Here is a 26,797-nt window from a genome sequence, read left to right on the forward strand (position 1 = left end):
GCGGGCCGGGCAGCAACCTCCAGGGCGACATGACGACATGACTTGTACGGTCGGGTTTTTCAATAGCGTTCCCATCGCAGTGCTGTTTGTGACGGTGGGCTTGGGATACCTGATCGGCAAGCTGAAAGTCGGACCGATCCAGCTAGGCGGCGTGTGCGGAACACTCATCGTCGCCCTGCTGATCGGCCAGACGGGTTGTCAGATGCGCGGCGACCTCAAGGAAGTCGCCTTCGCCCTGTTCATATTCGCGATGGGGTACTCGGGCGGGCCGCAGTTCTTTGCCAACCTGAACCGCTCCAGCTTGCGCTACATCGCGCTGCCTATCATCGAAGCATTGCTGGTGCTGACCATCGTGCTGGCCGCGGTGCCGCTGTTCGGCCTGGACGCTGGGACGGCGGCGGGCCTCGCGGCCGGCGCGGCCACCGAATCGGCCGTGGTAGGCACGGCGGCAGAGGCGCTCAAGCATCTGGGCCTGGCGGATGCCGAGGTCCAGCGCATGGAAGCCAACATCGCCACGGCCTACACGCTGACCTATCTGGTTGGCCTGATCAGCATCGTGTTCTTCACCAGCCAGGTAGCGCCAGCCCTGTTGCGCATGAATCTGCGCGAGGCTTCCAAGGCATTGGAGGAAAAGCTCGGCGTGGCGGCCGGAGAGGGCGAGGACGCGAACATGCCCACCTTGCCGCGGCTGGTGGGACGCTCGCATGTGGTCAAGGACGCGGATGGCAAAAGCGTGGCTGAAGTGGAGGCCGCGCTGGGCGGACGCACCGTCATCAGCCGCATCCTGCGCAATGGCGAGGCGGTGGACGCCACGCCCGGCGACATGCTGGCCACGGGCGACATCGTGGTGGTGCTGGGCTTGCGGCGCTTCGCGCTGCGCGCGGGTTCCGTCATCGGACCCGAAATCCAGCTGCCGGAGGCGCATGCCGACGACTTGCAGCTGAGCGAGCTGGCCGTCATCGTCAACAAGAAAGCCGTCAATGGCCATACCGTCGGCGAACTGGCGAAGCGGCCCAACGCCCAGCGCGCGCGCGGCGTGTTCCTGCAGTCCATCGTGCGCTCGGGCCATTCCTTGCCGATCACGCCAGCCACCGTGGTGCAATACGGCGACCTGGTTACGCTGGTCGGCGCCGAGCCCGAACTCTCCCAGGCCGGCGCGGCGCTGGGCAATGAGCTGCGGCGCAGCGGCGTGACCGACCTGGTGTTCCTGGCGTTCGGCATCCTGGCCGGCTTGTTGATCGGCAGCCTGAGCGCGCGGATGTGGGGCATCCCCGTGTCGCTGGGCAGTGGCGGGGGCGCGCTGGTCAGCGGTCTGGTCTGCGGCTGGATTAACGCCAAACGGCCCTCGATAGGCCACATGCCGGACCATGCCGTGCAGTTGCTGAAGGATCTGGGCCTGGCTGTGTTCGTGGCCTGCGTGGGCTTGTCGGCGGGGCCGGAAGCCATCGCGCTGATCCGCGAGCACGGCGCGGTATTGCCGCTCATCGGCCTGCTGGTGTCGCTGGGGCCTGCCTGCCTGTCGCTGTGGGTGGGACACAAGATCCTGAAGATCGAAGGTCCCTTGCTGGTCGGCGCCATCGCTGGCCAGCATGTCAGCACGCCGGCCATCAGCGCCATCCTGACCTCCAGCGGCAGTTCCGTGCCGCTACTGGGCTACACGGTGACCTACGCCATCGCCAACGTGCTGCTGCCAGTGCTGGGGCCGATCATCGTGTCGCTGGCGCACCATCTGGGTTAGCGCGGGCTCTGCTTCAGCAGCGCGCATCCCTGCCACGCCTGATCGTCGATCAGGCGTTTTATTTCGTCCTTGCACAAGGCCATGATCTGGCTCACCGCCGGCGTGGGGGGCAGGCTCTCGCTGGCGCATAGCACCAGTTCGCGCGACAGCGTGTCGTCCAGGGCATGCGCCACGATCGACCCTTCCGCGATTTCGGGCTGCGCGGCCGAGCAGGGCAGGATCGTGGCGGCCATGCCGCTGCGCACCGCGGGGACGAGGATGGCCGAGGTGCTGGCTTCGGCAAACAGATTGCAGGTCAGGCCGGCGGTCAGGAAGGCATGGTCCAGGCGTGCGCGCAGCGTGTTGGGCAGGCTGGGCAGAACCAGGGGCAAGGCGGCGAAGTCCGCGATGGCCAGCGTGCGGCGCGGCAGCGCGACGCTGGCGTGAGCCAGCAGGAACAGGCTCTCGCGCAGCAGTGGCGTGCGCAGCAGTCCCTGCATGGGTTGCTGGTCCGGCGACAAGGAAAAATCGATGCGTCCCTGCAGCACCAGCTTGGTCAGGTCCGCGCTGGGCACATCGACGATTTCCAACACCACCGAAGGCAGCTCCGCCTTGGCCCGGCGCATCAGCGGCAACGCCAGCATGCGCGCGGTGCTGGAGGCCAGTCCTATCGACACCGTGCCGGTGACCTGGTCCCCGGTCTTGGACAGCAGGCTGCGAGTGCTGTCGACCTGACGCAGGATGGTTTGCGCGTGCCGGTACAGCAACAGGCCTTCCGCGGTGGGCTGGGCGCCTTTGACCCCGCGCACCAGCAGTGCGACGCCCAGGCTTTCCTCCAGCAGCGCCATCTGCTGACTCAGCGCGGGTTGCGCCACATGCAGACTTTCGGCGGCCCGGGTCATGTTGCGCATTTCAACCACCCGGACGAAGTACTTGAGCTGACGCAGATTCATTGGATAAGAAAATCTTATGAATGGATCGGAAAACAGTATTTTCGGGACCTGTGAAGCGCTGCCTAGAATGGGCTTCGCATCACGGGAGGACGAACATGAGTCTGCCATTGGCAGGGCTGAAAGTGCTGGATCTGACTCGGGCCCTTTCCGGGCCTTTCTGCACAATGATTCTGGGAGACCTGGGCGCCGAGGTCGTCAAGGTGGAACCCATGCCCGCCGGCGAGATGGCGCGGCAGTGGGGCCCCTTCGATGACGACATAAGTGTTTATTATCTTAGTGCCAATCGCAGCAAGCAAGGCATAGGCGTGGACTTCCGCAAGCCGGAAGGGATCGCGCTGCTGCGCAAGATGGCCCTGGCTTCCGACATCGTGGTCGAGAACTTCAAGGTCGGAACGATGGAGGCGATGGGCCTGGGATACGAGGCGTTGGCGCAAGAGCATCCGGGCCTGATCATGGCGTCGATTTCCGGCTTTGGCAGCAAGGGGCCGGCACGGGACTGGGCCGGATTCGATCAGGTCGCGCAGGGCTATTCGGGCTTCATGAGCCTGACCGGCACGCCGGAATCGGGGCCGATGCGGGTGGGCGTAGCCGTCGGCGACTTGAGCGCGGGCATGTGGCTGACGATAGGAATACTGTCCGCCGTCGCGCAGCGCGCCTCGACTGGTCGCGGGCAGCATGTGGAAACCTCGCTGCTGGCGGGCCTCATGGCGTTGCTCAGCGTGCAGGGCCAGCGCTACCTCAGCAAGGGAGAGATCCCGGAACCCTGCGGCAACGTGCATCCGGTCATCGCGCCCTACGGCACATTCGAAACCGCGGATGGGCCGCTCAACCTGGCGCCCGCGACCCAGGCGATGTGGGTCAGGCTTTGCGGCATTCTCGGACTCTCCCATCTGGTGTCCGACGAGCGGTTCCTGACGAACGCCGAGCGCATGCAGCACCGCTATGCGTTGAAGCAGGAGCTGGAGGCGGGGCTCAAGCGCAAGACGCGCATGGAATGGACCGCGCTGATGATCGAGGGCGGCATTCCCGCAGGGCCCATCAATACCCTGGAGGATGTGTTCGCCGACGCGCAGGTGCAGGCTTGCGGACTGGTCCGCTCGTTGACGCATCCGGTGTTGGGCGAATTGCGGCAGGTGGACCTGCCCCTGGGCCTGAGCGGCGCGCAGGCGCCGAGCCGCCGCGCTCCGCCCGTGTTCGGCCAGCACACGCGCGAGGTATTCGCCCGTTACGGGATGGCAGATGCCGAGATCGACCGGCTGCTGGCCGAGGGCGTGGCGCATCAGGCGGAGACGTGCACATGACGGGTTCCGCCGATACGCCCAGCCTTGCCGTCGACGGCCACGTGGCGACCATCCGGCTGCGCAGGCCCGGCCATGCCAACCGGCTCGGGCCGCAGGACCTGGCGGTCCTGAGAGAGCATCTGGACAGGGTCAACGCGGACGACGCCGTGCGGGTGCTGCGCTTTCAATCCGACGGCAAGTATTTTTGCAGCGGGTATGACATTTCGTCCCTGGCGTCCGACAGCGCGCCCAGCTCTCTTTATTTTGGCCAGACCATGGACCTGATCGAGGCGGCGCGGCCAGTGACCATCGCGGCGGTGCAGGGCGGGGCCTATGGCGGCGGCACGGACCTGTGCCTGGCTTGCGATTTCCGCATCGGCACGCCGCAGTCCGACATGTTCATGCCGGCCACGCGCCTGGGCCTGCACTTCTACGCGGGCGGCATGTCGCGCTATGTGACGCGCCTGGGCCTGGACCAGGCCAAGCGCCTGTTCCTGACGGCGGAAAAAATCCAGGCCGACGAAATGCTGCGCATCGGATTCCTGACGGAGCTGGTACCGCAAGAAATGCTATCGGCCCGGCTGGACGACTTGAGCGCGCAGATTGCGGCAATGGCTCCGATTCCGCTGTTCGGCGTGAAAGCGCACCTGAACCGCCTCGCGCGGGGCGAGCTCGATCTGGCCGCAATCGAGCAGGCGGTGCTGCGTTCCGAGCAGTCCCGCGACCTGGCCGAGGGCGCGCGGGCGTGGAAGGAGAAGCGCGCGCCGGATTTCACCGGCCGCTGACGCGGCCGGCGCATGACCAGAGAGCCGCGCCACAAGCGGCTCCGATTCCATCAAAGGAGACCCTGATGAAACCTGCTATTGCCGTCCATGGCGCCTTGCTTGCCGCCATCGCCTTGTCCGCGATGTCCGGCGCCGCGCATGCCGCCGATCCTTATCCCTCCAAACCCCTGACCTTGGTGATCGGGTTCCCGCCCGGCGGCGGGGCGGATCAAGTGGGGCGGGTCTATGCGAATGCGCTGGCCAGGCAATTGAAGCAGCCGGTGGTCGTGGAAAACCGCCCTGGCGCCGGTTCCACGATCGGCGCCAGCCTGGCCGCGCGCGCCGCCGCCGACGGCTACACGCTGTACCTGGGGAATTCCAGCGTCATGGGCAGCGACAGCGCCTTGTACAAGGTGGATTACACGCCGGACAACTTCGTGCCCGTGGCCCAGCTCACGACCGGCCCCATGGTCCTGATCGCGAACGCAAAGCTGGGGCTGAAAAGCGTGCAGGACCTGATAGACCGGGCCAGGAGCAAGCCGGGGTCCATCAATGTCGCCTCGTCCGGCAACGGCGTCATCACGCATCTGGCCGCGGTCGAGTTCATGACGCTTGCCAACGTGAAGCTGATGCACATTCCCTTCAAGGGGGGCGCCGCGGCGGCGCAGTCCGTGGCGGCGGGCGACACAGATATCTCGTTCGCCACGGCGCCTTCGGCCAAGTCGGTGATCGATACGGGCAAGGTGGTGGCCCTGGCGGTCACGTCTGGCCAGCCCTCGCGCCTGTTGCCCTATCCGACCATCGCGCAGACCGTGCCCGGCTATGACGTGTCCAACTGGTGGGGAATCTTTGCTCCCAAGGGCACGCCGCCGCAGGTGCTGGACACGCTGTTCAAGGCCAGCAACGATGTGCTGGCGCTGGCCGATGTGCAGCAGGGCATGGCGGCCGGATACGAGGAAGTGACGCCGTCCGCGTCCTTGGCCGCGTTCGGGGAGTATGCCCGCAAGGAAGGAAGCAAGGGTTTAAGATTGGCCAAAGAGAGTCAGGAAACGGCCAATTGATGGAGACCCCATGCCCTACGTAACCCCGCTGCAGGACTTCCGCTTCGCTTTGAAGGAGCTGGCAGGACTCGATGACGTCCTGAAACTGCCCGGCTTCGAAGAAGTCACGCCGGATCTGGTGGACGCCATCCTGGAAGAAAACGGCCGCTTCGTCGAGCAGGCCGTGGCGCCTTTGAACGTGCCGGGCGATACGCAGCCGCCGGTCTGGAAGGATGGCCAGGTCACGACCACGCCGGGCTACGCGCAGGGCTTCAAGGATTACGCCGCGGGCGGCTGGCAGGGCTTGCAGCATCCGGTGGAGTGGGGCGGGCAGGGCCTGCCCAAGCTGGTCGCGGCGGCGCCGGGCGAGAACATCCAGGCGGCCAGCCTGGCGTTTTCCCTGTGTCCCATGCTGACGGACGGCGTGATCGAAGCCTTGTTGACGGTCGGATCGGACGCGCAACGCAAGCAGTACGTGCCGCAGCTGATCGGCGGCAAGTGGACCGGCACGATGAACCTGACCGAACCGCAGGCCGGCTCGGACCTGGCGCAGGTCGCGACTCGTGCGGTGAAGCAGGACGACGGCAGCTACCGGCTGACGGGCCAGAAGATCTTCATCACCTATGGCGACCACGATCTGGCCGAGAACATCATCCATCTGGTGCTGGCGCGCACGCCGGACGCGCCGGCCGGCGTGAAGGGGATCTCGCTTTTCATCGTGCCCAAGTTCCTGGTGCAGGCCGACGGCGGCCTGGGCAAGCGCAACGACGTCTGGTGCGCGTCGCTGGAGCACAAGCTGGGCATCCACGGCAGTCCCACCGCAGTGCTCATGTACGGTTCGGGCAAGGGCGACGTGGGCGAAGGCGCCATCGGCTATCTGGTCGGCGAGCAGAACCGCGGCCTGGAATACATGTTCATCATGATGAATGCCGCCCGCTATTCGGTGGGGCAGCAGGGCATAGGCGTGTCCGAACGCGCCTATCAGCATGCCCTGGCCTATGCGCGCGAGCGTGTGCAGGGCCGCGCGGTCGAAGGGTCGGCCGGCCCCGTGGCCATCGTGCGCCATCCGGACGTGCAGCGCATGCTGATGACCATGAAGGCGCTGACCGAGGCGGCGCGCGCCGTGTCCTACGTGACGGCGGCCGCGCACGACAAGGGCACGCATCATCCGGATCCGGAGCAGCGCTCGCGCAACCGGGCCTTCTATGAGTACATGGTGCCCATCGTCAAAGGATTCTCCACCGAGACCGCGGTCGAGGTCGCATCGCTGGGCCTGCAGGTGCACGGCGGCATGGGCTATATCGAGGAAACCGGGGCCGCGCAGTATTACCGCGACGCGCGCATCCTGCCCATCTACGAAGGCACGACCGCGATCCAGGCCAATGACCTGGTCAGCCGCAAGACGCAGCGCGACGGCGGCGCCACCGCCCATGCCGCGATCGCGGCGATGCGCGAGACGCTGCGCGCAGTCGAGAACGAGGCGATGCGCGCGTCGGCGGACGATCGCGAAGGACTGCGCCTGCTGCGCGACAACCTGGACAGCGCCATCCAGGCCTACGAGGCCGGCGTGGCATTCATCCTAGAGCAGTCGCCGACCAATATCAGGGCGGTCTATTCCAGCAGCGTGCCCTATCTGATGCTGGCCGGTGTGGTGCACGGCGGCTGGCAGATGGCGCGGGCCGTGCTGGCCTGCCGCCGGCATCTGGCGGCAGGTTCCACCGATCCGTTCTACGGGGCCAAGCTGGCGACGGGATTGTTCTACGGCGCCCACATCCTGCCGCGCGCGCTGGCCCTGTCCGCCGCAGTGCGGGCCGGGGCGGTGGCGGACGCCTGCGGCGCCAGCTTGAATATTGCATAAGGTTATATGACTTGCGTATTTCCCCGGCTACAGGTTTGATGGAAGAATCGTTTCACAGACGCTGACCTGCGCCATGAAACGCTTTTCCTGCGCTGCCCGCCGCGACGGGCGGCCAGCCCCCAACCTGCATCCGCACACTGGAGACACCATGAGTCATCTACGCCTGGGCGACACCGCCCCTGATTTCGAACAGGAATCTTCGGCAGGGCCGATCCGCTTCCATGAGTATCTGGGCAACAGCTGGGGTGTTCTTTTCTCGCACCCGGCCGATTTCACGCCCGTCTGCACCACTGAACTGGGCTACACCGCCAAGCTGGCCGACGAATTCGCCAAGCGTAACGTGAAGGTGCTGGCGCTGTCCGTGGACGGCACCGATTCGCACACCAAGTGGATCGAGGACATCAACGACACGCAGTCCACCAAGGTCAACTTCCCGATCCTGGCCGACAAGGACCGCAAGGTGTCCGAGCTTTACGACATGATCCATCCGAACGCCAACGCCACGCTGACCGTACGCTCGGTGTTCATCATCGACCCCAACAAGAAGGTGCGCCTGACCATCACGTATCCGGCCAGCACCGGCCGCAACTTCAACGAGATCCTGCGCGTCATCGACTCCCTGCAGCTGACCGACAGCCACAGCGTGGCCACGCCGGTGAACTGGGAAGACGGCGACGATGTGATCATTGTTCCGTCCTTGCAGGACGAGGCCGTGATCAAGCAGAAATTCCCGAAGGGCTACAAGGCCGTGCGTCCCTATCTGCGCATTACGCCTCAGCCGAATAAGTAAATTCGGAAATCGAAGGGGCGGGTCCCCGTTAGCAACCGCCGCCTGCCCCTTGGGGAGGCGGCGGTTTTTCATTGGGGCGCGCATGGGGCCAGGGCAAATTCCCATTGCTGGGACACCGGTCCTATATGCCTGCGAGCGATGAGCAACCAAATAATGATTCGTTCCGTTCAGAACGCCCAGCCAGCACACTTGCTCCCACATTGCCGAACACAGGGAGCATGGGATGTCTTTCAGGAAAGCCGGTTGGTTGGCCGCCTTGGCCGCAGTGACGATGTCGTTTGCCGCGATTGCGCCGGCGCAGGCACAGCAGAAGCAGACGCTCCTGAATGTCTCATATGACCCGACCCGCGAGCTGTATCGCGCCATCGATGATGCGTTCATCAAGCAATACAAGGACAAGGCCAACGTCGACCTGACCATCCGCCAATCGCACGGCGGTTCGGGCCGCCAGGCGCGCTCCGTCATCGACGGCCTGGAAGCCGACGTGGTGACGCTGGCGCTGGCTTATGACATCGACGCGGTTGCCGACCGTGGGCTGCTGCCTGCCGATTGGCAGGCCCGCCTGCCGCAGAACAGCTCGCCCTACACCTCCACCATCGTGTTCCTGGTGCGCAAGGGCAACCCCAAGCAGATCAAGGACTGGGACGACCTGGTCAAGGATGGCGTGCAGGTCATCACGCCCAATCCCAAGACCTCGGGCGGGGCGCGCTGGAATTACCTGGCCGCCTGGGCCTATGCGCTGGAGAAGAACGGCGGCAGCGAGGACAAGGCCCGCGCCTTCGTGGGCGACCTGCTCAAGCACGTGCCGGTGCTGGACACTGGCGCGCGCGGCGCCACCACCACCTTCGTGGAGCGCGGCGTGGGCGATGTGCTGCTGGCCTGGGAAAACGAGGCTTTCCTGGCGCTGGAAGAGCTGGGTCCGGACAAGTTCGACATCGTGGTGCCGTCGCTGTCCATCCTGGCCGAGCCGCCGGTGGCCGTGGTCGACAAGGTCGTGGACAAGAAGGGTACCCGCGCCGCGGCGCAGGCCTATCTGGAATTCCTCTACACGCCCGCCGCGCAGGAAATCATTGCCAAGAACTACTACCGGCCCATCGACAAGACCGTGGCCGCCAAGTACGAAAGCAAGTTTCCCAAGGTCAAGCTCGTGACCATCGACGACAAGATCTTCGGCGGGTGGCGCAAGGCGCAGAAGGACCACTTCAGCGACGGCGGCACCTTCGACCAGATCTACCTGCCGCAAAAGAAATAAGCATCTGACGATCGGACGACGGCCATGACGACAGCCTCGAACCCGGTGGCAAGCGGCGCGCAAGCGCCTTTTGCCTTTCGGCGCAACAGCCCGGGCGTGCTGCCCGGATTCGGCATCTCGATGGGCTACGCGGTGCTGTACCTCAGCATCCTCGTGCTCATTCCGCTGGCGGCCTTGCCGATCAAGAGCGCGGGCCTGGGCTGGCAAGGCTTCTGGGACGCGGTGACCGCGCCGCGGGTGCTGGCCTCGTACAAGCTGACCTTCGGCGCGTCGTTGATCGCGGCGCTGGTGAACCTGGTGTTCGGCACGGTGGTGGCCTGGGTGCTGGTGCGCTACCGCTTTCCGGGCAAGAAGATTCTGGATGCGCTGGTGGATCTGCCGTTCGCGCTGCCCACGGCGGTGGCGGGCATCGCGCTGACCTCGCTGTATTCGCAGAAGGGCTGGCTGGGCGGACCGCTGGCCGACTGGTTCGGCTGGAAGGTGGCATTTACGCCCTTGGGCATCGTGATCGCGTTGATCTTCATCGGCGTGCCGTTCGTGGTGCGCACGGTGCAGCCGGTGCTGGAAGACGTGGAGCGCGAAATCGAGGAGGCCGCGGCCAGCCTGGGCGCCAACCGCTGGCAGACCATACGCCGGGTGCTGCTGCCCATCATCATGCCCGCCTTGATGACGGGCTTCGCGCTGGCGTTTGCACGCGCGGTGGGCGAGTACGGCTCGGTGGTGTTCATTGCCGGCAACATGCCGATGGTGTCCGAGATCACGCCGCTACTGATCATCGCCAAGCTCGAGGAATTCGACTACGCGGGCGCTGCCGCCATTGCCACGGTGATGCTGGTGCTGTCCTTCGCGCTGTTGCTCGTCATCAATCTGCTGCAGGGCTGGCAGGCCCGCCGCAACCTCGGGAGGCTCGCATGAGCGCCGCGGACCGTCCCGCCCATCTGACCGAGCCGCGCTGGGTGCGCGGCGTGCTGCTCTTCATCGCGCTGGGATTCCTGGCGCTGTTCCTGCTGGTGCCGCTGGCAGCGGTATTCGCCGAAGCCTTCAAGAAGGGCTGGCAGCTGTACCTGGACGCCATCGTCGAGCCGGACGCGCTGTCCGCCATCCGACTGACGCTGCTGGTGGCGGCCATCGCGCTGCCGGTAAACCTGGTGTTCGGCGTGGCCGCGGCCTGGGCGATCACCAAGTTCCAGTTCCGCGGCAAGCAGTTCCTGATCACCCTGATCGACCTGCCGTTCTCGGTGTCGCCGGTGGTGGCCGGCCTGGTGTTCGTGCTGCTGTTCGGCACCCAGGGCTGGTTCGGCGGCTGGCTGCAGGAACATGACATCAAGATCGTCTACGCGGTGCCGGGCATCGTGCTGGCCTCGCTCTTCGTGACCTTTCCGTTCGTGGCGCGCGAGCTTATCCCCCTGATGCAGGCGCAGGGCAGCGAGGAAGAGCAGGCTGCGCTGACCCTGGGCGCCAACGGCTGGCAGATCTTCTGGCGCGTCACGCTGCCGAACATCAAGTGGGGCCTGCTGTACGGCGCCATCCTGTGCAACGCGCGGGCCATGGGCGAGTTCGGCGCGGTGTCGGTGGTGTCCGGGCAGATCCGCGGCCTGACCAACACCATGACCCTGCACGTCGAGATTCTCTACAACGAGTACCAGTATTCCGCGGCGTTCGCCGTGGCGTCGTTGCTGGCCCTGCTGGCGCTGGTGACGCTGGTGGCCAAGAACGTCGTCGAGTGGCGCAACGCGCGCTTTCAGCAGGCCGCCGACCTGCCGGTCGAGTATCCCGGCCAGCCGGCCGCCATCAAGCCGGCCCTGGCCTGACAGGAGACAAGCATGAGTATCGAAGTCCGCAATCTATCCAAGCGCTTCGGCCAGTTCCGCGCGCTCAACGACGTCTCGCTGCATATCGAGACGGGAGAGCTGGTCGCGCTGCTGGGCCCGTCGGGCTGCGGCAAGACCACGCTGCTGCGCATCATCGCGGGGCTGGAGTCGGCTGATTCCGGCAGCGTGCTGTTCGCGGGCGAAGACGCTACCGCGGTGGACGTGCGCCAGCGCCAGGTCGGTTTCGTGTTCCAGCACTACGCGCTGTTCAAGCACATGACGGTGTTCGAGAACGTGGCCTTCGGCCTGCGCGTCAAGCACCGCTCGCAACGTCCTTCGGAGGACGTGATCCAGCGCAAGGTGCATGACCTGCTGGGCCTGGTGCAGCTGGACTGGCTGGCCGACCGCTATCCCGCGCAGCTCTCCGGCGGCCAGCGTCAGCGTATCGCGCTGGCGCGCGCGCTGGCGGTGGAGCCGCGGGTGCTGCTGCTGGACGAGCCCTTCGGCGCGCTGGACGCCAAGGTGCGCAAGGAATTGCGGCGCTGGCTGCGCCGCCTGCATGACGAGCTGAATGTGGCCAGCGTGTTCGTCACCCATGACCAGGAAGAAGCGCTGGAAGTGTCGGACCGGGTGGTGCTGATGAACTCGGGCCGCATCGAGCAAGTCGGCACGCCGCGCGAGGTCTGGGAAGCACCGGCCACGCCCTTCGTCTACGGCTTCCTGGGCGACGTCAACCAGTTGCAGGGCTTTGCCACGCGGGGCGTCTGGAACGGCGCCGGCCTGTCCTTGCCCGCGCCAGAGCTGGCGCAGGCCGAAGCGCAGCGCGCCACGGCCTACGTACGGCCGCACGAGTTCGAAGTCGAGCGCTACCGTGCCGGCGCTGACGGCATTCCGGTGCGCCTGGCACACGCCTTCCTCGCCGGGCCCAGCGCCTATCTGGAGCTGGCGAGCGAGGATTCCGACGCCATCATCGAAGCCGAGGTCCCCGAGTCCCTGTACCGGGAGTTGGGCCTGCGCGATGGCGAAATTCTGTTGGCGCGTCCGCGGCGGGCGCGCATTTTCGCGACGCAATCATGAGCACTACCGATCTTTTGCCTGAACTCGAGGCGGGCCTGGCCGCGCGCTGGCGCGAGTTGGGCGCACGCCTGGCCGACGTGCAGCAGCGCTACCCGGACGCCGCGCTGGCGTCCTCGCTGGCGGCCGAGGACATGCTGCTGACGCACGCCATCTACAGCGCCGGCCTGGACCTGGAAGTCTTTACGCTGGACACGGGCCGGCTGCACGCCGAAACGCTGGGCGTACTGGACGCCGTGCGCGAACGCTACGGCCGCGAGGTCTCCGTGTACCGGCCGATAGCGACCGCGGTCGAGCAGCACGTCGCCGAACACGGCGCCTACGCGTTCTATGAAAGCGTGGAGCTGCGCAAGGCCTGTTGCCAGATCCGCAAGGTCGAGCCGCTCAAGCGCGCGCTGGCCGGACGCGGCGCCTGGATCACCGGGCAGCGGCGCGCGCAATCCACCACCCGCGGCGAACTGCCGCTGGAAGAACACGACCAGACCTTCGGCCTCTACAAGTTCAATCCGCTGGCCGAATGGAGCGAAGAGGAAGTCTGGTCCGCCATCCGCGCGCTGGGCATCCCGTACAACCCGCTGCATGACCAAGGCTACCCGTCCATTGGTTGCGAACCCTGTACCCGCGCCATCCGTCCGGGCGAGGACCTCAGGGCAGGGCGCTGGTGGTGGGAGTCGTCGGACTCCAAGGAATGCGGCCTGCATGCGGGCAACCGGGTCATCGGCATCGCGGCGCGCGCCGACTGATGCGGCCCACGAATTCGAAATCTGTTTTAGGGGAAGTGCATATGTCTGCAGTGATCCAACGCAGCCACCTGGATTGGCTGGAATCGGAAGCAATATTCATCCTGCGCGAGGTGGCCGCCGAAAGCGAGAAGCCCGTGCTGCTGTTCTCTGGCGGCAAGGACTCCGTGGTGCTGCTGCGCCTGGCCGAGAAGGCATTCCGGCCGGGACGCTTTCCGTTCCCGCTGATGCACATCGACACTGGCCACAACTTCGACGAAGTGATCGCCTTCCGCGATGCGCGCGCGGCAGAACTGGGCGAGACCCTGATCGTGCGCAGCGTCGAGGATTCGATCGCGCGCGGCAGCGTGGTGCTGCGCCGCGAGACCGATTCGCGCAATGCCGCCCAGGCCGTGACGCTGCTGGAGGCGATCGAGGAATTCGGCTTTGACGCCTGCATCGGCGGAGCGCGCCGCGACGAGGAAAAGGCCCGCGCCAAGGAACGCATCTTCTCGTTCCGCGACGAGTTCGGCCAATGGGATCCGAAGGCGCAGCGTCCGGAACTCTGGAACCTGTTCAATACCCGCGTGCATCGCGGCGAGAACATGCGCGTGTTCCCGATCTCGAACTGGACCGAGCTGGACGTCTGGCAGTACATCCAGCGCGAGCAGCTGGCGCTGCCGTCGATCTACTACAGCCACCAGCGCGAGGTCGTGCGCCGCAAGGGCCTGCTGGTGCCGGTCACGCGGCTGACCCCGCCGCAGGATGGCGAACACGTCGAACGCCTGCAGGTGCGCTTTCGTACCGTGGGCGATATCTCCTGCACCTGCCCGGTGGCGTCCGATGCCGCCGACACCCGGGCCATCATCGCCGAAACAGCGGTGACCGACATTACCGAGCGCGGCGCCACGCGCATGGACGACCAGACTTCCGAGGCCTCGATGGAGCGCCGCAAGAAGGAAGGCTATTTCTGATCGCTTGACACGCCGGCATCAGCCGGCGACCAGGAACGCACATGAACGCACTCAACGATTCTTTTCTTTCCGGCGCCGATACGGGCGTGCTGCGCCTGATCACCGCCGGCTCGGTGGATGACGGCAAATCGACGCTGATCGGCCGCCTGCTGTATGACAGCAAGGGCGTGTTCGCCGACCAGCTGGACGCGATCTCGCGCGCCAAGCACAAGCGCGTGGCGGGCGACGGCATCGACTTTTCGCTGCTGACCGACGGCCTGGAGGCCGAACGCGAACAGGGCATCACCATAGACGTCGCCTACCGTTACTTCTCGACGCCCGCGCGCAAGTTCATCATCGCCGACGCGCCGGGCCACGAGCAGTACACGCGCAACATGGTCACGGGCGCGTCGACCGCCGACGTGGCCGTCATCCTGATCGACGCCACCCGCGCGGCCGACGGCGTGCTGCTGCCGCAGACCAAGCGGCACAGCACCATCGCGCGCCTCTTGGGCATCCGCCATATCGTGGTGGCGGTCAACAAGATGGACCTGGTGGACTGGGACCGCGCCGTCTTCGAGCGCATCCGCGATGCTTATGCGGATCTGGCAGGCAAGCTGGGCATCGAGCACTTCGACGCCTTGCCGCTGTCGGCGCTCAATGGCGACAACGTCGTCACCTTGTCGCCGCAGACGCAGTGGTACGACGGGCAGCCTTTGCTGGCCTTGCTGGAATCGCTGGACCTGGCAAGCGACGGCCGCGCCTTGCCGCTGCGCTTTCCGGTGCAATGGGTGGCGCGCCATGACGGCAGTCGCAAGGATGACTTCCGCGGCTATGCCGGCCGCGTCGCCAGCGGCGTGCTGCGGCCGGGCGACGAGATCACGGTGCAACCCTCGGGCGTGACGGCAGTTGTGAGCGAAGTGCGCGCCTTCGACCGCGCGCTGGATGAGGCGGTGGCGGGCGACTCGATCACGCTGGTGCTGGATCGCGACGTGGACGTGTCGCGCGGCGACGTGATCGTGCATGCGTCGGCGCCGGCGCAGGTCGCGCGCGAATTCGAAGCCGAGCTGTGCTGGCTCGATGCGCAGGCCTTGAATCCCGCGCGCAAGTATCTGTTGAAGTCGGGTACGCGCCTGACCTCGGCGAAGATCCGCGCGGTGCTGTCGCATCGTGACATCCACGAATTGCAGGAAGTGGAGAACACCGAGGGCACGCTGCGCATGAACGACATCGGACGCGTCACGCTCACCACGCGCGAGTCGTTGGCGGTCGATCGTTATGCCGATGTGCCCGCGACGGGCGCATTCATCCTGATCGACGAGGCCACGCATCAGACTGCTGCGGCAGGCATGTTGCGCTAATCCGCAAGAGGCCGGAAAACAACGGGTTTCCAGCCCCTGCGGGACCTGTTGTTTTTCTGCTAGATCCAGTATTGGCGCGGGTTTCCGGGCGATCTCGCCTGGTGAAATCGATTTGTCCGGACGGCGCCGGCGTCTTGCGGTAAAGTGGGGCTGTCTTACGAAAAGGCTTTTGGTGCTTGTCAAAACTACTGTGTTTTTGTACAGTAGTTTTCATGGCACGCACCGATCATTCTTTTCCCGCCGGTTCTGGGTCCCCGGCTGCCGCCCCCGCCGCCTTGCGCGGTCGGGGTGCGGTTACTAATGTTCGGCATCGCTTTCAGCGCGATGACCGCGTGCAGGTCGACGACGGCTGGTCCTCCTCCGGCCTGCCCGCCGACTTCATAGATTCCGTCCCCGATAATTTCCCCGAAGCTGCCGCCGGCGAGCAAGCCGCCCGCGTCATTCCCATCCTGCCGGATGCGCGCATAGCGCCCGCCGCTCCCAAGACCACGGTCACTGCTGAAGAAGCGCGCAAGATGCTGTCGCGCAACGATTCGCCCGATATCCCCTTCGACGTGGCGGTGAATCCGTACCGGGGCTGCGAGCATGGCTGCGTCTATTGTTACGCCCGGCCCACGCATTCCTACCTGGGCCTGTCGCCCGGGCTGGACTTCGAAACCCGGCTGGTGGCCAAGGCCAACGCGGTAGAGGCCCTGCGCGCCGAACTCGCGCGGCCCGGCTACAAGCCGTCTCCCATCAACATCGGTTCCGCCACCGACGCCTACCAGCCCATCGAACGCGAATGGCGGCTGACGCGCGGCCTGCTGGAACTGATGCTGGAAACCCGCCATCCGCTCACCATCGTCACCAAGAACGCGCTGGTCGCCCGCGACCTGGACCTGCTGGCCGCGCTGGCCGAACAGAAGCTGGTGGTGGTGTACATGAGCATCACCACGCTGGACGCCGGCATGGCCCGCACGCTGGAACCGCGCGCCGCCGCGCCGTGGCGCCGGCTGGAAGCCGTGCGCAGCCTGACCGACGCCGGCGTGCCGGTCGGCGTGCTGGTCGCGCCCATCATCCCGTTCATCAACGACGAGTCCATGGAGCACATCCTCCAGGAGTCCAAGGCGGCCGGCGCGCACTATGCCAGCTACACCGTCCTGCGCCTGCCCTGGGAGGTCAAGACCCTGTTCGAGGATTGGCTCAACGCCCATTTCCCGGACCGCGCCCAGCGCGTCCTGCATCGCATCGAAGACCTGCGCAATGGCCGCCGCAATGACCCCAACTTCGGGTCGCGCATGCGCGGAACCGGCGTCTGGGCCGATCTGCTGCGTCAGCGTTTCACCATCGCCACGCGCAAGCTGGGCCTGAACCGCCATCGCCTGGCGCTGGACTGCGACCGTTTCCTGCCTCCTGCCGCAACTGCGGCGAAGGCTGCCGATTTCCTATCCCCGGTTGGCGCGCAAGCGTCTTCAGGGGTCCCTTTTCCCGCCGTATCGCCCGCAGCCGGCGGCGCGCACGGGCGCGTAGCGCGCCAGTTGCAAGCCATGGCCGCAGGCCAGTTGTCATTGTTCGATTGACCGCCGGCTGCCGCCGCGGATGCCTGCCGGGGGGCTACGCCTGGCGCTGGACCGTCTTTCCTAGGAGTTCCCATGAACACCGCTGATATTTCCGTCTTGTCGGACGAACTCGTCGTTACGCTGAACCCGCTGCGCCGCGGCACGAACCGCGCCCGCGCCTGGTGCGCCCGGGTGGCCGGCATGGCGCTGCCCTGGAACACCTCCGGCGCCGATGTCGAGCCGCGCCGCCGCGTGCGGCCCGGCTCCGCGCCGGCTCGCTGGCCGTTCCCGCCCGCGCCGGCCGAGGCTGGCGCGCCGGCAGGCCCGGCCGTCGCCGCGCCTGCCGCGCGCGAGCGCAGCCTGGGTAACGCCACGGTGGAACCCGTGACGGCTCAAGTGACCATGAAGGCCATGGTGATAGATGTGGTGATGGTGCTGGCCTGGGGCGCGATCATTCCTGGCCTGATGTGGCTGGGCGCGGCCGCCGGATTCTGAACGGTCGGATGCCCGGCGGTAGCCGGCAGGCAAGGCGTAACCGGTACGCGCCAGCCCCGCCAGCCGGAACTGCCCGGAGCAGGGTTCGTCAGCTTGAACCCAGCAGAACGACGCCCGCCAGGATGGCCAGGCAGCCAGCCAACCGGCCCGGTCCGACTTTTTCGCGCAGCAGGAACATGCCGGCCAGGGTGCCCAACATCATGGACATTTCCCGGGCAGGGGCTACCAGGCTCAGCGGCGCGCCGTTGCGCAGCGCGTACAGCACCAGGATGTAGCCCAGCGGCGACAAGAGGCCCACGGCCAGCGCCAGATGCCAGTGCCCGCGCATGGCCTCCCAGGACTGGGGGCGGCGGCGCAGCATGTGGGGGGCCATCATGGTCGTGCGGGTCACGCAGGTAAACCAGTCGAACAGCACGGGGCTGATCAGCAGCACCTTCACGCCGTAGGCGTCGACGACGGTATAGGCCGCGATGAACAGGCCGATCACCACGCCCCAGCGCACGCCCACCCAGGCCTGGGCCTGCTTGAAAATGGCCAGGCGGCCCTGGGTTGCGATCAGCAGCACCCCGCCCACTACGCAAAGCATGCCGATGATGCCGGTGCTGGTGGCGGGTTCGCCCAGCAGCAGAAAGGCGCCGGTGGTGGACAGCAGCGGCCCGGTGCCCCGTGCGATGGGGTAGACCACAGACAGGTCGGCCACCTGGTACCCGCGTTGCAGGCACAGGCTGTAGCCCAGATGCAACAGGCTGGAAGTCAGGATGGCGCCGACCACGGGCCAGGTCCAGGTCATGCCGTCGTGCAACAGCACCCAGATGACCCACGGCGCATACAGTACCGAGGCGCACAGGCCATAGGCGAAGACGAAGGGAGCGCCCACCATGGCCGCGCGCTTGGCGAGCAGATTCCACGTGGCGTGGGCCATTGCCGCCAGGACGACCAATATCAGGGACGAATACGACATGAAGGAACAGCGCCAGATGGCGTGTTTGTTACAGAAGACGGAAGGGTACTCCAAACCGCGAGAACCGGGGCCATGTTACCTGATGCCCGGAGCGATTTTTGGTGTAGAATCATTGGTTTGCCAAATCTCATCCTCTGCTTGCGGCACATGCAACGGGAGCTGGCCTTAGCGTCAGTTGGCCGTGCAACACGCGATGGATGCGGGCTTGTGCTTATAGCGCAATCCTGCAGAAGCCACGTGAACAACATCGAACGGCAAAAGTTTTAGTCCGCAAAGACATGATGATCTAGGAGTTCTCATGAACCTTATCGCTATCCTGGAACAGGAAGAAATTGCCCGCCTGACCGGCGGTCAAGCCAAGCCTGAATTTGCTCCTGGTGACACCGTCATCGTGAGCGTGAACGTCGTTGAAGGCACCCGCAAGCGCGTGCAGGCTTTCGAAGGCGTCGTGATCGCCAAGCGCAACCGCGGCCTGAACTCCGCGTTCACCGTGCGCAAGATTTCGTCGGGTGAAGCCGTGGAACGTACGTTCCAGCTGTACTCGCCGCAAATCGCCGGCATCGAAGTCAAGCGCCGCGGCGACGTGCGCCGCGCCAAGCTGTACTACCTGCGCAACCGCTCGGGCAAGTCGGCGCGTATCAAGGAAAAGCTGGTCAGCAAGCAAGCCTCGGCGGCTTGATCGCTTATCGGCACACGGCCCTACCAGTGTCGGACGCTCACGCCATCCAGCGTTTTCGTTCGGCACGGGTTTCCGGGTTAAAAAGGCACCTGCGAGGGTGCCTTTTTCTTTTTGCAGAGTCTTTTGCAGAGACGTATGTCTGATTCCTCGTCTTCCCCGCGGCCCCGGCGGCCGCTGGCGCGTCCCGGCTTCGATCCGGCGACGCAACCCTGGGTGGTGGCCAACGCGTCCTTGCCGGCCGTGCCCGCCAGCCTGTTGACCCCGGATTCGTTGCGGGGCACGCTCAGCCAGCCGTCCACCTGGACGCTGGAGCTGTCGCGCGACACCGACCTGCGTTATCCGGGCCGCGAAGGCGTGCCCGTGCCTGCGGCGGTGCTGATTCCGCTGGTAACGCGCGACAACGGCGTGCACATCATGCTGACGCAGCGCGCCGCCCACCTGCATGACCATGCCGGCCAGATCAGCTTTCCGGGCGGGCGCATCGAAACCAGCGACTCCACGCCGGAGGCCGCGGCCTTGCGCGAAGCGCAGGAAGAAACCGGGCTGCCCGCCAACCACGTCGAAGTGCTGGGCAGCATGCCGCCGTATCTGACGGCGACGGGGTTCTCCATCATTCCGGTGGTGTCGCTGGTGCGTCCAGGCTTTGACCTGGCGCCCGACGCCTTCGAGGTGGCGGAAGTATTCGAAGTGCCGTTGTCCTTCCTGATGGATCCCGCCAATCACCGGCTGTACGAGGCCCGTCTGGACGACGGCCGGGTGCGCCAGTACTACGGCATGCCTTACGGCAAGCATTTCATCTGGGGCGCGACAGCCGGCATGTTGCGCAACCTCTACCATCTGCTGCGCCACGGCTTTACGCCCCGTTGATCCCCGCCGCAAGCCGGCCTTGGTTTCCGGCTTTCGCTGCCAATGAATACGGCCCCGTACAGGGGCCGTATTCAATTACGGGACGTCCAGGGGAGTGTGTGTCGGACTCCGCAGCAGGTTCCCATTGGACGACACGCTAGTAGCGCTGCTGTCCCGCCAGGTTTTCTTCCAGGATGCGCTGGTACAAGGCGTAGCGCGCCGGATCGATTGCGCCCGCCTGCAAGGCCGCGACCACGCCGCAGCCGGGTTCCTGGCGGTGGGTGCAATTGTAGAAACGGCACTCCTCGATGGGCTTGGTGAACTCCGGGAAGCCGCGGATGATGTCCTCACGGCTCAGATGCTGCAGGCCAAAGGCCTGGAAGCCCGGCGAGTCGATCAGGTCGCCGCCCGGCGCGGGCAGGTGATAGAGCCGCGTGCTGGTGGTGGTGTGCTTGCCCATGTCCAGCGCGGTGGAGTGCTCGCGGGTGGGAGCGGCCGCGTCGGGCACCAGGGCGTTGAGCAGCGTGGACTTGCCCATGCCGCTCTGGCCCAGCAGCAGGCTGGTGTGTCCGGCCAGGCGCGGCGCCAGCAGCGTATGCACCTTTTCGGGTTCCAGCGCGCTGAGTTCGATCACGTCCACGCCCAGCGCGGCGATCGGCGCCAGCCGCGCGCGCGCCGCCGGCAGTTCGTCCGCCAGGTCGGTCTTGTTGAGGATGATGATGGGCGCGATATCCGCGCTCCAGGCGCCGGCCAGGGCGCGGCCGGTCAGGTCGTCCGAAAACGTGGGCTGCACGGCGACCACGATCAGCAACTGGTCGACGTTGGAGGCGAACTGCTTGGAACGCATTTCGTCCGAGCGGTACAGCAGATTGCGCCGCGGCAGGATGGCGTCGATGGCGCCTTCGTCCTTGCCCTGGGGGGTGATGCGCACGCGGTCGCCGACGGCGGCGCCTGCCTTCTTGCCGCGCGGGAAGCACTTGCGCAGCGTGCCGTCGGCGAGCTCCACCGTGTAGTGGCGCCCGTGGGCGGCGATGATGCGGCCTTCGTTGGACGGCGCGGTCATGCAGCGGCCGCCGTCAGGTGGCGGATGCGCACGGCGGCGGGGGGATGGCTGTCGTAGAAGGCGGAGTGCACGGGGTCGGGAGTCAAGGTGGCGGCGTTGTCGTCGTAGAGTTTGACCAGCGCGGACACCAGGCGTTCCGGCGAGCTCTGTTCGGCCGCGTAGCGGTCCGCTTCGAACTCGTCGCGGCGCGAGTACCAGCTGGCCACGGGCGTGAGCATGAAAGTGAAGACGGGGATCACCAGGAAGAACAGCAGCAGCGCCATGGCGTCGTTGCGTCCGCCCAGTTGCGGCATGACGCCCAGTCCCACGTAGAACCAGGGCTGTTGCGAGATCCAGCCCAGGATGGCGAAGAACACCAGCGCGGCGGCGAAGCTGAAGACGATGCGCTTGACGATGTGGCGCTTGGCGAAATGGCCCAGCTCGTGCGCCAGCACGGCTTCGATCTCGTCGCCGTTCAGGCGCGCCAGCAGGGTGTCGAAGAACACGATGCGGCGCGAGCGGCCGAAGCCCGTGAAGTAGGCATTGCCGTGGGCGGAGCGGCGCGAGCCGTCCATCACGAACAGGCCGTTGAGCGCAAAGCCGCAGCGCTGGGCCAGGCGCTGGATGCGGCCGGCCAGCTCCGGGTCGGACAGCGGCGTGAATTTATTGAAGAGCGGGGCGATGAACATCGGGTAGACGATCAATAGCGCCAGGTTGAACGCGGTCCACAGCGCCCAGGCCCACACCCACCAGTAGGCGCCCGCGCTGCCCATCAGCCACAGCACCGCGGCCGCCAGCGGCAGGCCCAGCACCGCCGCGACCAGCAGGCCCTTGGCGGCGTCGGCGATGAACAGGCCGGGCGTCATGCGGTTGAAGCCGAAGCGCGCTTCCAGCTTGAACTGCCGCCACAACGTGAAGGGCAGGCCCAGCACGCCCAGCAACAGCGCCACCACGACCAGCAGCAGCATCTGGCGCAGGAAGTCGTTGCTGGTAATCTGGGCCACCATCAGGTCGATGAGCTGCAGTCCTCCCATCAGGGTCAGGCACACCAGCAGGATGGCGTCGTAGGTGCGTTCCAGCATGCCCAGCTTGACCCGCGCCACGGTGTAGTCCGCCGCCCGCTGGTGGCTGGCCAGCCCGATACGGTGAGAGAATTCGGACGGCACCTGGTCGCGGTTGCGCGCGACATGGCGGATCTGGCGCGTAGCCAGCCACAGGCGCACGGCGATATCGGTCAGCAGGAAGGCAACGAACAGCAATGTGAACATGGGCGATGCGGCGTGCTCAAGTGTGGGTATGTGCGAAAATCGAACGTTTTATAGGCAAATTATATGGCTGTGAACGAAAACCGCCTGGTTTGGCTGGACATGGAAATGACCGGCCTGGACCCCGAGAAAGAACGCATCATCGAAGTCGCCGTGGTGGTGACGGAACCCGACCTGACCGTCGTGGCCGAGGGCCCCGTGCTGGTGGTGCACCAGCCCGACAGCCTGCTCGACGCCATGGACAGCTGGAACAAGTCCACGCACGGCAAGAGCGGCCTGATCGACAAGGTCAAGGCGTCCACGATTTCCGAGGCGCAGGCCGAGGATACGCTGCTGGCGTTTCTGGCGCAGCATGTGCCGGCGGGCAAGTCGCCGCTGTGCGGCAACACCATCAGCCAGGACCGCCGTTTCATGTTTGCTTACATGCCGCGCCTGGAGCAGTTTTTCCACTATCGCAACCTGGACGTGAGTACGCTGAAGGAACTGGCCCGCCGCTGGGCGCCGGCCGTCTACAAGGGATTCGAGAAGAAGAGCCGCCACGAAGCGCTGGCCGACATCTACGAATCGATCGACGAGCTCAAGTACTACCGCGAACACTTCCTGAAGGTATAAGCGGCCCCGCCCATGCCTGCCGCCCCGTCCGCCTGCGAGCCGCTCATCGGGGATCACCCGTCGATGGCGGCGCTGCGCGATCTGGTCGGCCGGGTCGCCCGCAGCAAGGCCAGCATCGTCCTCATCTACGGCGAAACCGGCACCGGCAAGGGGCTGGTCGCCCGCAACCTGCATGCGCAGTCGGCGCGCGCGGCCAAGGGCTATACCGAGATCAACTGCGCCGCCATCCCGGGCAACCTGCTCGAGTCCGAATTGTTCGGCCATGAACGCGGCGCGTTCACCGGGGCGGTGGCGCGCAAGACCGGCCTGCTCGAAGCCGCCAATGGCGGCAGCGTGTTCCTGGACGAAATCCGCGAGCTGGATCCGGTCATGCAGGCCAAGATCCTGACCTTGCTGGACAGCCGGCGCTTCCGGCGCATCGGTTCCGTCCAGGAGGTTTCAGTCGATGCGCGCTTCATCGCCGCCACCAACAAGATCCTGTTGGGGGAGGTGCAGGCCGGGCGCTTTCGCGACGACCTGTATTACCGCCTGCAGGTGGTGTCGATCAACCTGCCGCCGTTGCGCGAGCGCGGCGATGACGTGATCGTGCTGGCGCAGCGCTTCCTGGAACGCTACAACGCCACCCACGGCAGCCGTTTCACCGTCATCGATCCCGAGGTGCGGCGCATTTTCAAGGCCTACGCCTGGCCGGGCAATGTGCGCGAACTGAGCAATCTGCTGGAGCGCATCTGCATCCTGGAAGACGGCGACACGGTACTGGCGCGACACCTGCCGCAGCGCATCCTGCGCGAAGCGGGCAAGCCCGCGCCGGCGGCCTCGTCTGCCGCCGCCGGCACCTACGCCGAACTGTCCGCGCAGTTCCAGCGCGGCCTGATCCGGGCGGCCTTGCAGGCCCAGGACGGCAACCTGGGGCGCGCCGCCGAGTCCCTGGGGCTCACGCGGCACGCCCTGCGCCACCAGATGCTCAAGCTGGGGCTGGAAGGCTGAGGCCTATTCCGCGCTGATGTTGTGCTTGCGCGCAATGCCTTGCCACAGGGCCAGTTCCTCGCGCACGCGCGTGCCGAATTCGGCGCTGTCCATGCGCGACGGCACGGTGCCGTCCAGGTCCAGCAATGCCTTCATTTCGGGCGAAGCCGAGATCTCGACGAGCGCGGCGTTGAGCTTGTCGATATAAGGCTGCGGCGTGCCCGCCGGCGCGAACACACCCACCCAGATCTGCACCGAATATCCCGGCAGCGCCTGCGCGGCCGGCGGCAGGTCGGGGAACGCCGCGGAGGGCGATTGCGCGGTGGTAGCCAGCAGCTTGACCTTCTTGCCCTGCACCACGGGGGCCAGCGTGCTGTAGTTGGACAGCATGACATGGATCAGCCCGCCGGCCAGGTCGGAGGCGGCGTTGGCCGCGCCCTTGTAGGGCACGTGGGTCATCTCCGTGCCGGCCGCGTCGTCCAGCATGACGGTGGCCAGATGCGCCAGCGAACCGACGCCGGCGCTGCCGTAGTTCAGGGCGCCCGGCTTGCTGCGCGCCGCTTCCAGCAACTGCTTCAACGAGGTATAGGGCGTCTGCGCCGAGGCGGCGATGACCAGCGGCCCCTGTCCTATCATCGCCACCGGCGCGAACTGCTTCAGCGGGTCGTAGGGCAGGTGAGGCTGCGTGGCGGCGGTGGTCAGGAAGGTCGACGAGGTCAGAAGCAGCACCGAGCCGTCCTTGGCCGAGCGGGCCACGTACTCGGAACCGATCGCGCCGGCCGCGCCGCCGCGGTTTTCCACGATCACCGTGTTGCCGAAGCGGGCCGCAAGCTGCGGCGCGATCGCGCGGGCGATCGCGTCATTGCTGGCGCCGGCGGTGAACGGCACCACGATCTTGACCTGCTTGGGCACTTCCGTCTGGGCCGCTGTCGCGCCGGCCAGCAGGGATGCCGCCAGGAACAACGTTGTTTGCATTAGCGCTTTCATGATCGATTCTCTAGGAGAGCGGGGGTTGGAGCGGGGCGCCGGGTGCGGCGCCCGCGGCGTTCAGTCCGGCATGGGGACGGCGACGTCCAGCAGCGGCGCATATTGCTGCGCGCCGAAGATGTCGCCATCGCCCGCGGACCCGCTGGGAGCCAGCCGGTAGATCGTGAACTTGATGGCCAGGCCGGGATCGTAATGCACGAAGTCCGATATGCGGCTGTCGTCGATGCGGTACAGGGCCGCCATGCTGGCGCGCGTCAGCGCGCCGGAGCGCTTGACCGCCTCGTAGGTCGCCGGCTCGCGGAAGATGATGTCGAAGGTGATCTTGTTCACGCCCGCGTTCTTGCTGCGGATGGTCTTGGCCAGGGTGCTGAGTTTCTGGGTGCTCATGGTCTTGCCGGCTCAGGCGCCAGCCTCGGTGAGGTGGGTCGGGAAGAGTTCGCCGGCGTCTTCCACCGGCAGCGTGTGGTTCAGGGTCCAGCGGTAGGCGGCGCTGGTGCGCACCACCTCGTCCAGCGGGAACGACACCGAACCGGCCGTGCCTTTCACGTCGGGCAGGCGGGCGTAGAACATCTGACGCAGGCCCGTAAGCGTCAGTTCCTCGGCCATTTCGGCGGTCGGCGCCACGCCCTGGACCATGACGCACAGCTCATGGCCCGGCTGGTCGCGCAGCGGCTCCAGGTCGCCCATGACGCCGTCGCGCCCGTAGACCTTGTAGTGCAGCTCATAGCCCGAGTCGCCGAAGCGTTCGCGCACCTTGTCTCGCGCCCAGGCGATGACGCGGTCGACGTTGGCGATGGTGTAGGGATCGCGTATGCCGCAAAGTCCCATGTAGCGCTCGCCGACCTTGCCGGAGCCTTCCAGCTTTACGCGCACCTGGGCGGCGGGTTCGAAGCGCGAGCCGGTGATGCGGGTGGTCTTTTCGCTCAACTGCTCGTAGCGGCAATCGGCCATGTCCAGCCGGCCGCCTGCGAAGAATTCTTCGTAGGGATTGGAGCGCTCGTACATCGCGTGGCCCGCGACCGACGCGATGGTGCAGCGCTGGTCGGGATGCATGGCCGTGACGCGCACGTCCTCCGCCGAGATCTCGCCCATCACGGTTTCCTTGCCGCCATAGGGTTCGGCGCAGAACGAAGCGCACTCCAGCACCTTGCCCAGGTAATAGGCGCGGTCGGCGTCGTAGCCCCGGTGCAGGGCAGGGGCGGCGAACACGGCGGCATCCGAGCTGCGGCCGCCGATGATCACGTCCGCGCCAGCTTCCAGCAGCTTGATGTAGGGATGCACGCCGGCCACCGCCACGATGCGGTCGCTGGCATCCAGCTCGGCTTCGGTCAGGTCAGCGTAGCCGTCCAGGCCGGCCACCTGCTGGCCCGCGCGCAGCGCGCGGCGCACGCGTTCCTTGTCGACTTCGGAATAGAAGTAGCCGACCTTGAACGGCGCCAGCTTGTGCTCGGCGGCGATCTCCTTGATCAGGCGCACGTACAGGTCGACCCGGCTGTTGGAGCCGGTGTCGCCGGCCGAGCCGATGACCATGGGCACGCCCAGCTTGCGCGCGGCCAGCAGCATCTGTTCCAGGTCGTGGCGCTGCCAGGCTTGCGGGCTGGTGGAGGTGTCGGAGCCCAGCGGCACGGGACCCACGTCGTCGCTGCCCGAGTCGGCGGCGATGCAGTCCGGCCCGGCGGCGACGCCGAGCTGGAAGCTCTCGGTGCGCAAGGGGGCGAATCCTAAGTGCCCGTTCGGGCAGATGATGCTCATGGAACGCATGGGTGTAGTCTCTTCAGTTGAGTCGTCCGGTCTCGCTCGTACCGGCAATGACTACAACGCAAGATGCGTGCCA

General features: G+C 66.2%; 26 protein-coding genes. 19 read left to right on the top strand and 7 right to left on the bottom strand.

Going from position 1 to position 26,797, the window contains the following annotated elements; all coding sequences use genetic code 11:
• Positions 1-37: 37 nt before the first annotated feature.
• Complete coding sequence (gene aspT, locus IB259_RS20395; protein ID WP_054450923.1) at positions 38-1,738, top strand: aspartate-alanine antiporter; 1,701 nt, start codon at positions 38-40, stop codon at positions 1,736-1,738.
• Here aspT and IB259_RS20400 read toward each other — a convergent pair.
• Positions 1,735-2,670, bottom strand: coding sequence for a LysR substrate-binding domain-containing protein (locus tag IB259_RS20400; protein ID WP_054450925.1), 936 nt, complete (start codon positions 2,668-2,670; stop codon positions 1,735-1,737). The two genes, aspT and IB259_RS20400, sit on opposite strands and share 4 nt — an antisense overlap.
• A gap of 95 nt (positions 2,671-2,765) precedes the next feature.
• Between IB259_RS20400 and IB259_RS20405 the strand changes: the two genes are divergently transcribed.
• The 14 genes from IB259_RS20405 to IB259_RS20470 all read left to right on the top strand — a co-directional run bounded on the left by IB259_RS20405 (position 2,766) and on the right by IB259_RS20470 (position 17,605).
• Positions 2,766-3,971: a CaiB/BaiF CoA-transferase family protein gene (locus IB259_RS20405; protein ID WP_054450927.1), complete on the top strand. Its 1,206-nt coding sequence runs from the start codon at positions 2,766-2,768 to the stop codon at positions 3,969-3,971.
• The gene (locus IB259_RS20410; protein WP_192330007.1) at positions 3,968-4,735 is read left to right on the top strand and encodes an enoyl-CoA hydratase/isomerase family protein; all 768 of its coding nucleotides are present in this window, start codon (positions 3,968-3,970) and stop codon (positions 4,733-4,735) included. The genes IB259_RS20405 and IB259_RS20410 overlap by 4 nt, the downstream gene beginning before the upstream one ends.
• Positions 4,736-4,800: 65 nt before the next feature.
• A complete protein-coding gene (locus IB259_RS20415) occupies positions 4,801-5,775 on the top strand; it encodes a tripartite tricarboxylate transporter substrate-binding protein (protein ID WP_054450932.1) in 975 nt (324 codons plus the stop codon).
• A gap of 10 nt (positions 5,776-5,785) precedes the next feature.
• Positions 5,786-7,612: an acyl-CoA dehydrogenase gene (locus IB259_RS20420; RefSeq protein WP_192330009.1), complete on the top strand. Its 1,827-nt coding sequence runs from the start codon at positions 5,786-5,788 to the stop codon at positions 7,610-7,612.
• Between the two features lie 148 nt (positions 7,613-7,760).
• Complete coding sequence (locus tag IB259_RS20425; protein WP_042792543.1) at positions 7,761-8,402, top strand: peroxiredoxin; 642 nt, start codon at positions 7,761-7,763, stop codon at positions 8,400-8,402.
• Positions 8,403-8,673: 271 nt separating this feature from the next.
• On the top strand, positions 8,674-9,654 hold the full coding sequence (locus IB259_RS20430; RefSeq protein WP_225589316.1) for a sulfate ABC transporter substrate-binding protein: 981 nt from the start codon (positions 8,674-8,676) through the stop codon (positions 9,652-9,654).
• A 24-nt stretch (positions 9,655-9,678) separates the two neighbouring features.
• The gene (cysT, locus tag IB259_RS20435) at positions 9,679-10,569 is read left to right on the top strand and encodes a sulfate ABC transporter permease subunit CysT (RefSeq protein WP_054450938.1); all 891 of its coding nucleotides are present in this window, start codon (positions 9,679-9,681) and stop codon (positions 10,567-10,569) included.
• Positions 10,566-11,465: a sulfate ABC transporter permease subunit CysW gene (cysW, locus tag IB259_RS20440; RefSeq protein WP_054450940.1), complete on the top strand. Its 900-nt coding sequence runs from the start codon at positions 10,566-10,568 to the stop codon at positions 11,463-11,465. Before cysT ends, cysW begins: the two co-directional genes overlap by 4 nt.
• 12 nt (positions 11,466-11,477) lie before the next feature.
• Positions 11,478-12,542: a sulfate/molybdate ABC transporter ATP-binding protein gene (locus IB259_RS20445; protein WP_054450941.1), complete on the top strand. Its 1,065-nt coding sequence runs from the start codon at positions 11,478-11,480 to the stop codon at positions 12,540-12,542.
• Positions 12,539-13,282: a phosphoadenylyl-sulfate reductase gene (locus IB259_RS20450; RefSeq protein WP_192330011.1), complete on the top strand. Its 744-nt coding sequence runs from the start codon at positions 12,539-12,541 to the stop codon at positions 13,280-13,282. Before IB259_RS20445 ends, IB259_RS20450 begins: the two co-directional genes overlap by 4 nt.
• A gap of 41 nt (positions 13,283-13,323) precedes the next feature.
• On the top strand, positions 13,324-14,232 hold the full coding sequence (gene cysD, locus IB259_RS20455; RefSeq protein WP_054450946.1) for a sulfate adenylyltransferase subunit CysD: 909 nt from the start codon (positions 13,324-13,326) through the stop codon (positions 14,230-14,232).
• 41 nt (positions 14,233-14,273) lie between these two features.
• Positions 14,274-15,572 (top strand): sulfate adenylyltransferase subunit 1, encoded by a 1,299-nt coding sequence (locus tag IB259_RS20460; protein ID WP_192330014.1) that lies wholly within the window; start codon positions 14,274-14,276, stop codon positions 15,570-15,572.
• A 212-nt stretch (positions 15,573-15,784) separates the two neighbouring features.
• Positions 15,785-17,131 carry a PA0069 family radical SAM protein gene (locus IB259_RS20465; protein WP_054450949.1) on the top strand — a complete coding sequence of 449 codons (1,347 nt, stop codon included), beginning with the start codon at positions 15,785-15,787 and terminating at the stop codon, positions 17,129-17,131.
• Between the two features lie 72 nt (positions 17,132-17,203).
• The gene (locus IB259_RS20470; RefSeq protein ID WP_192330016.1) at positions 17,204-17,605 is read left to right on the top strand and encodes a hypothetical protein; all 402 of its coding nucleotides are present in this window, start codon (positions 17,204-17,206) and stop codon (positions 17,603-17,605) included.
• A gap of 88 nt (positions 17,606-17,693) precedes the next feature.
• Here IB259_RS20470 and IB259_RS20475 read toward each other — a convergent pair whose 3' ends face one another.
• Positions 17,694-18,566: a DMT family transporter gene (locus IB259_RS20475; protein WP_054450952.1), complete on the bottom strand. Its 873-nt coding sequence runs from the start codon at positions 18,564-18,566 to the stop codon at positions 17,694-17,696.
• A gap of 298 nt (positions 18,567-18,864) precedes the next feature.
• Between IB259_RS20475 and rplS the strand changes: the two genes are divergently transcribed.
• Complete coding sequence (gene rplS, locus IB259_RS20480) at positions 18,865-19,245, top strand: 50S ribosomal protein L19 (protein WP_006218237.1); 381 nt, start codon at positions 18,865-18,867, stop codon at positions 19,243-19,245.
• A gap of 135 nt (positions 19,246-19,380) precedes the next feature.
• Complete coding sequence (locus tag IB259_RS20485) at positions 19,381-20,112, top strand: CoA pyrophosphatase (RefSeq protein WP_119450892.1); 732 nt, start codon at positions 19,381-19,383, stop codon at positions 20,110-20,112.
• Positions 20,113-20,248: 136 nt separating this feature from the next.
• On the opposite strand, the gene rsgA is transcribed toward IB259_RS20485, so the two are convergent.
• Both rsgA and IB259_RS20495 read right to left on the bottom strand, forming a co-directional pair.
• The gene (gene rsgA / locus IB259_RS20490; protein ID WP_054450957.1) at positions 20,249-21,154 is read right to left on the bottom strand and encodes a ribosome small subunit-dependent GTPase A; all 906 of its coding nucleotides are present in this window, start codon (positions 21,152-21,154) and stop codon (positions 20,249-20,251) included.
• Positions 21,151-22,401 carry a M48 family metallopeptidase gene (locus tag IB259_RS20495; RefSeq protein ID WP_054450959.1) on the bottom strand — a complete coding sequence of 417 codons (1,251 nt, stop codon included), beginning with the start codon at positions 22,399-22,401 and terminating at the stop codon, positions 21,151-21,153. Before IB259_RS20495 ends, rsgA begins: the two co-directional genes overlap by 4 nt.
• A gap of 63 nt (positions 22,402-22,464) precedes the next feature.
• Between IB259_RS20495 and orn the strand changes: the two genes are divergently transcribed.
• Together orn and IB259_RS20505 are read left to right on the top strand one after the other, a co-directional pair.
• A complete protein-coding gene (gene orn, locus IB259_RS20500; protein WP_042792554.1) occupies positions 22,465-23,010 on the top strand; it encodes an oligoribonuclease in 546 nt (181 codons plus the stop codon).
• Between the two features lie 12 nt (positions 23,011-23,022).
• On the top strand, positions 23,023-23,997 hold the full coding sequence (locus IB259_RS20505; protein WP_054450961.1) for a sigma-54-dependent Fis family transcriptional regulator: 975 nt from the start codon (positions 23,023-23,025) through the stop codon (positions 23,995-23,997).
• Positions 23,998-24,000: 3 nt separating this feature from the next.
• On the opposite strand, the gene IB259_RS20510 is transcribed toward IB259_RS20505, so the two are convergent.
• The 3 genes from IB259_RS20510 to IB259_RS20520 form a co-directional block, all read right to left on the bottom strand.
• Positions 24,001-24,951, bottom strand: coding sequence for a tripartite tricarboxylate transporter substrate-binding protein (locus IB259_RS20510; RefSeq protein ID WP_225591406.1), 951 nt, complete (start codon positions 24,949-24,951; stop codon positions 24,001-24,003).
• A 72-nt stretch (positions 24,952-25,023) separates the two neighbouring features.
• Positions 25,024-25,350, bottom strand: a complete 327-nt coding sequence (locus IB259_RS20515) for a DUF4387 domain-containing protein (protein WP_013392433.1) — start codon at positions 25,348-25,350, stop codon at positions 25,024-25,026.
• 12 nt (positions 25,351-25,362) lie between these two features.
• Complete coding sequence (locus tag IB259_RS20520; RefSeq protein WP_054450963.1) at positions 25,363-26,724, bottom strand: acyclic terpene utilization AtuA family protein; 1,362 nt, start codon at positions 26,722-26,724, stop codon at positions 25,363-25,365.
• Positions 26,725-26,797 lie beyond the last annotated feature (73 nt).

This window comes from Achromobacter sp. ACM04 (genome assembly GCF_014851465.1).
Lineage (GTDB): Bacteria > Pseudomonadota > Gammaproteobacteria > Burkholderiales > Burkholderiaceae_B > Achromobacter > Achromobacter aegrifaciens.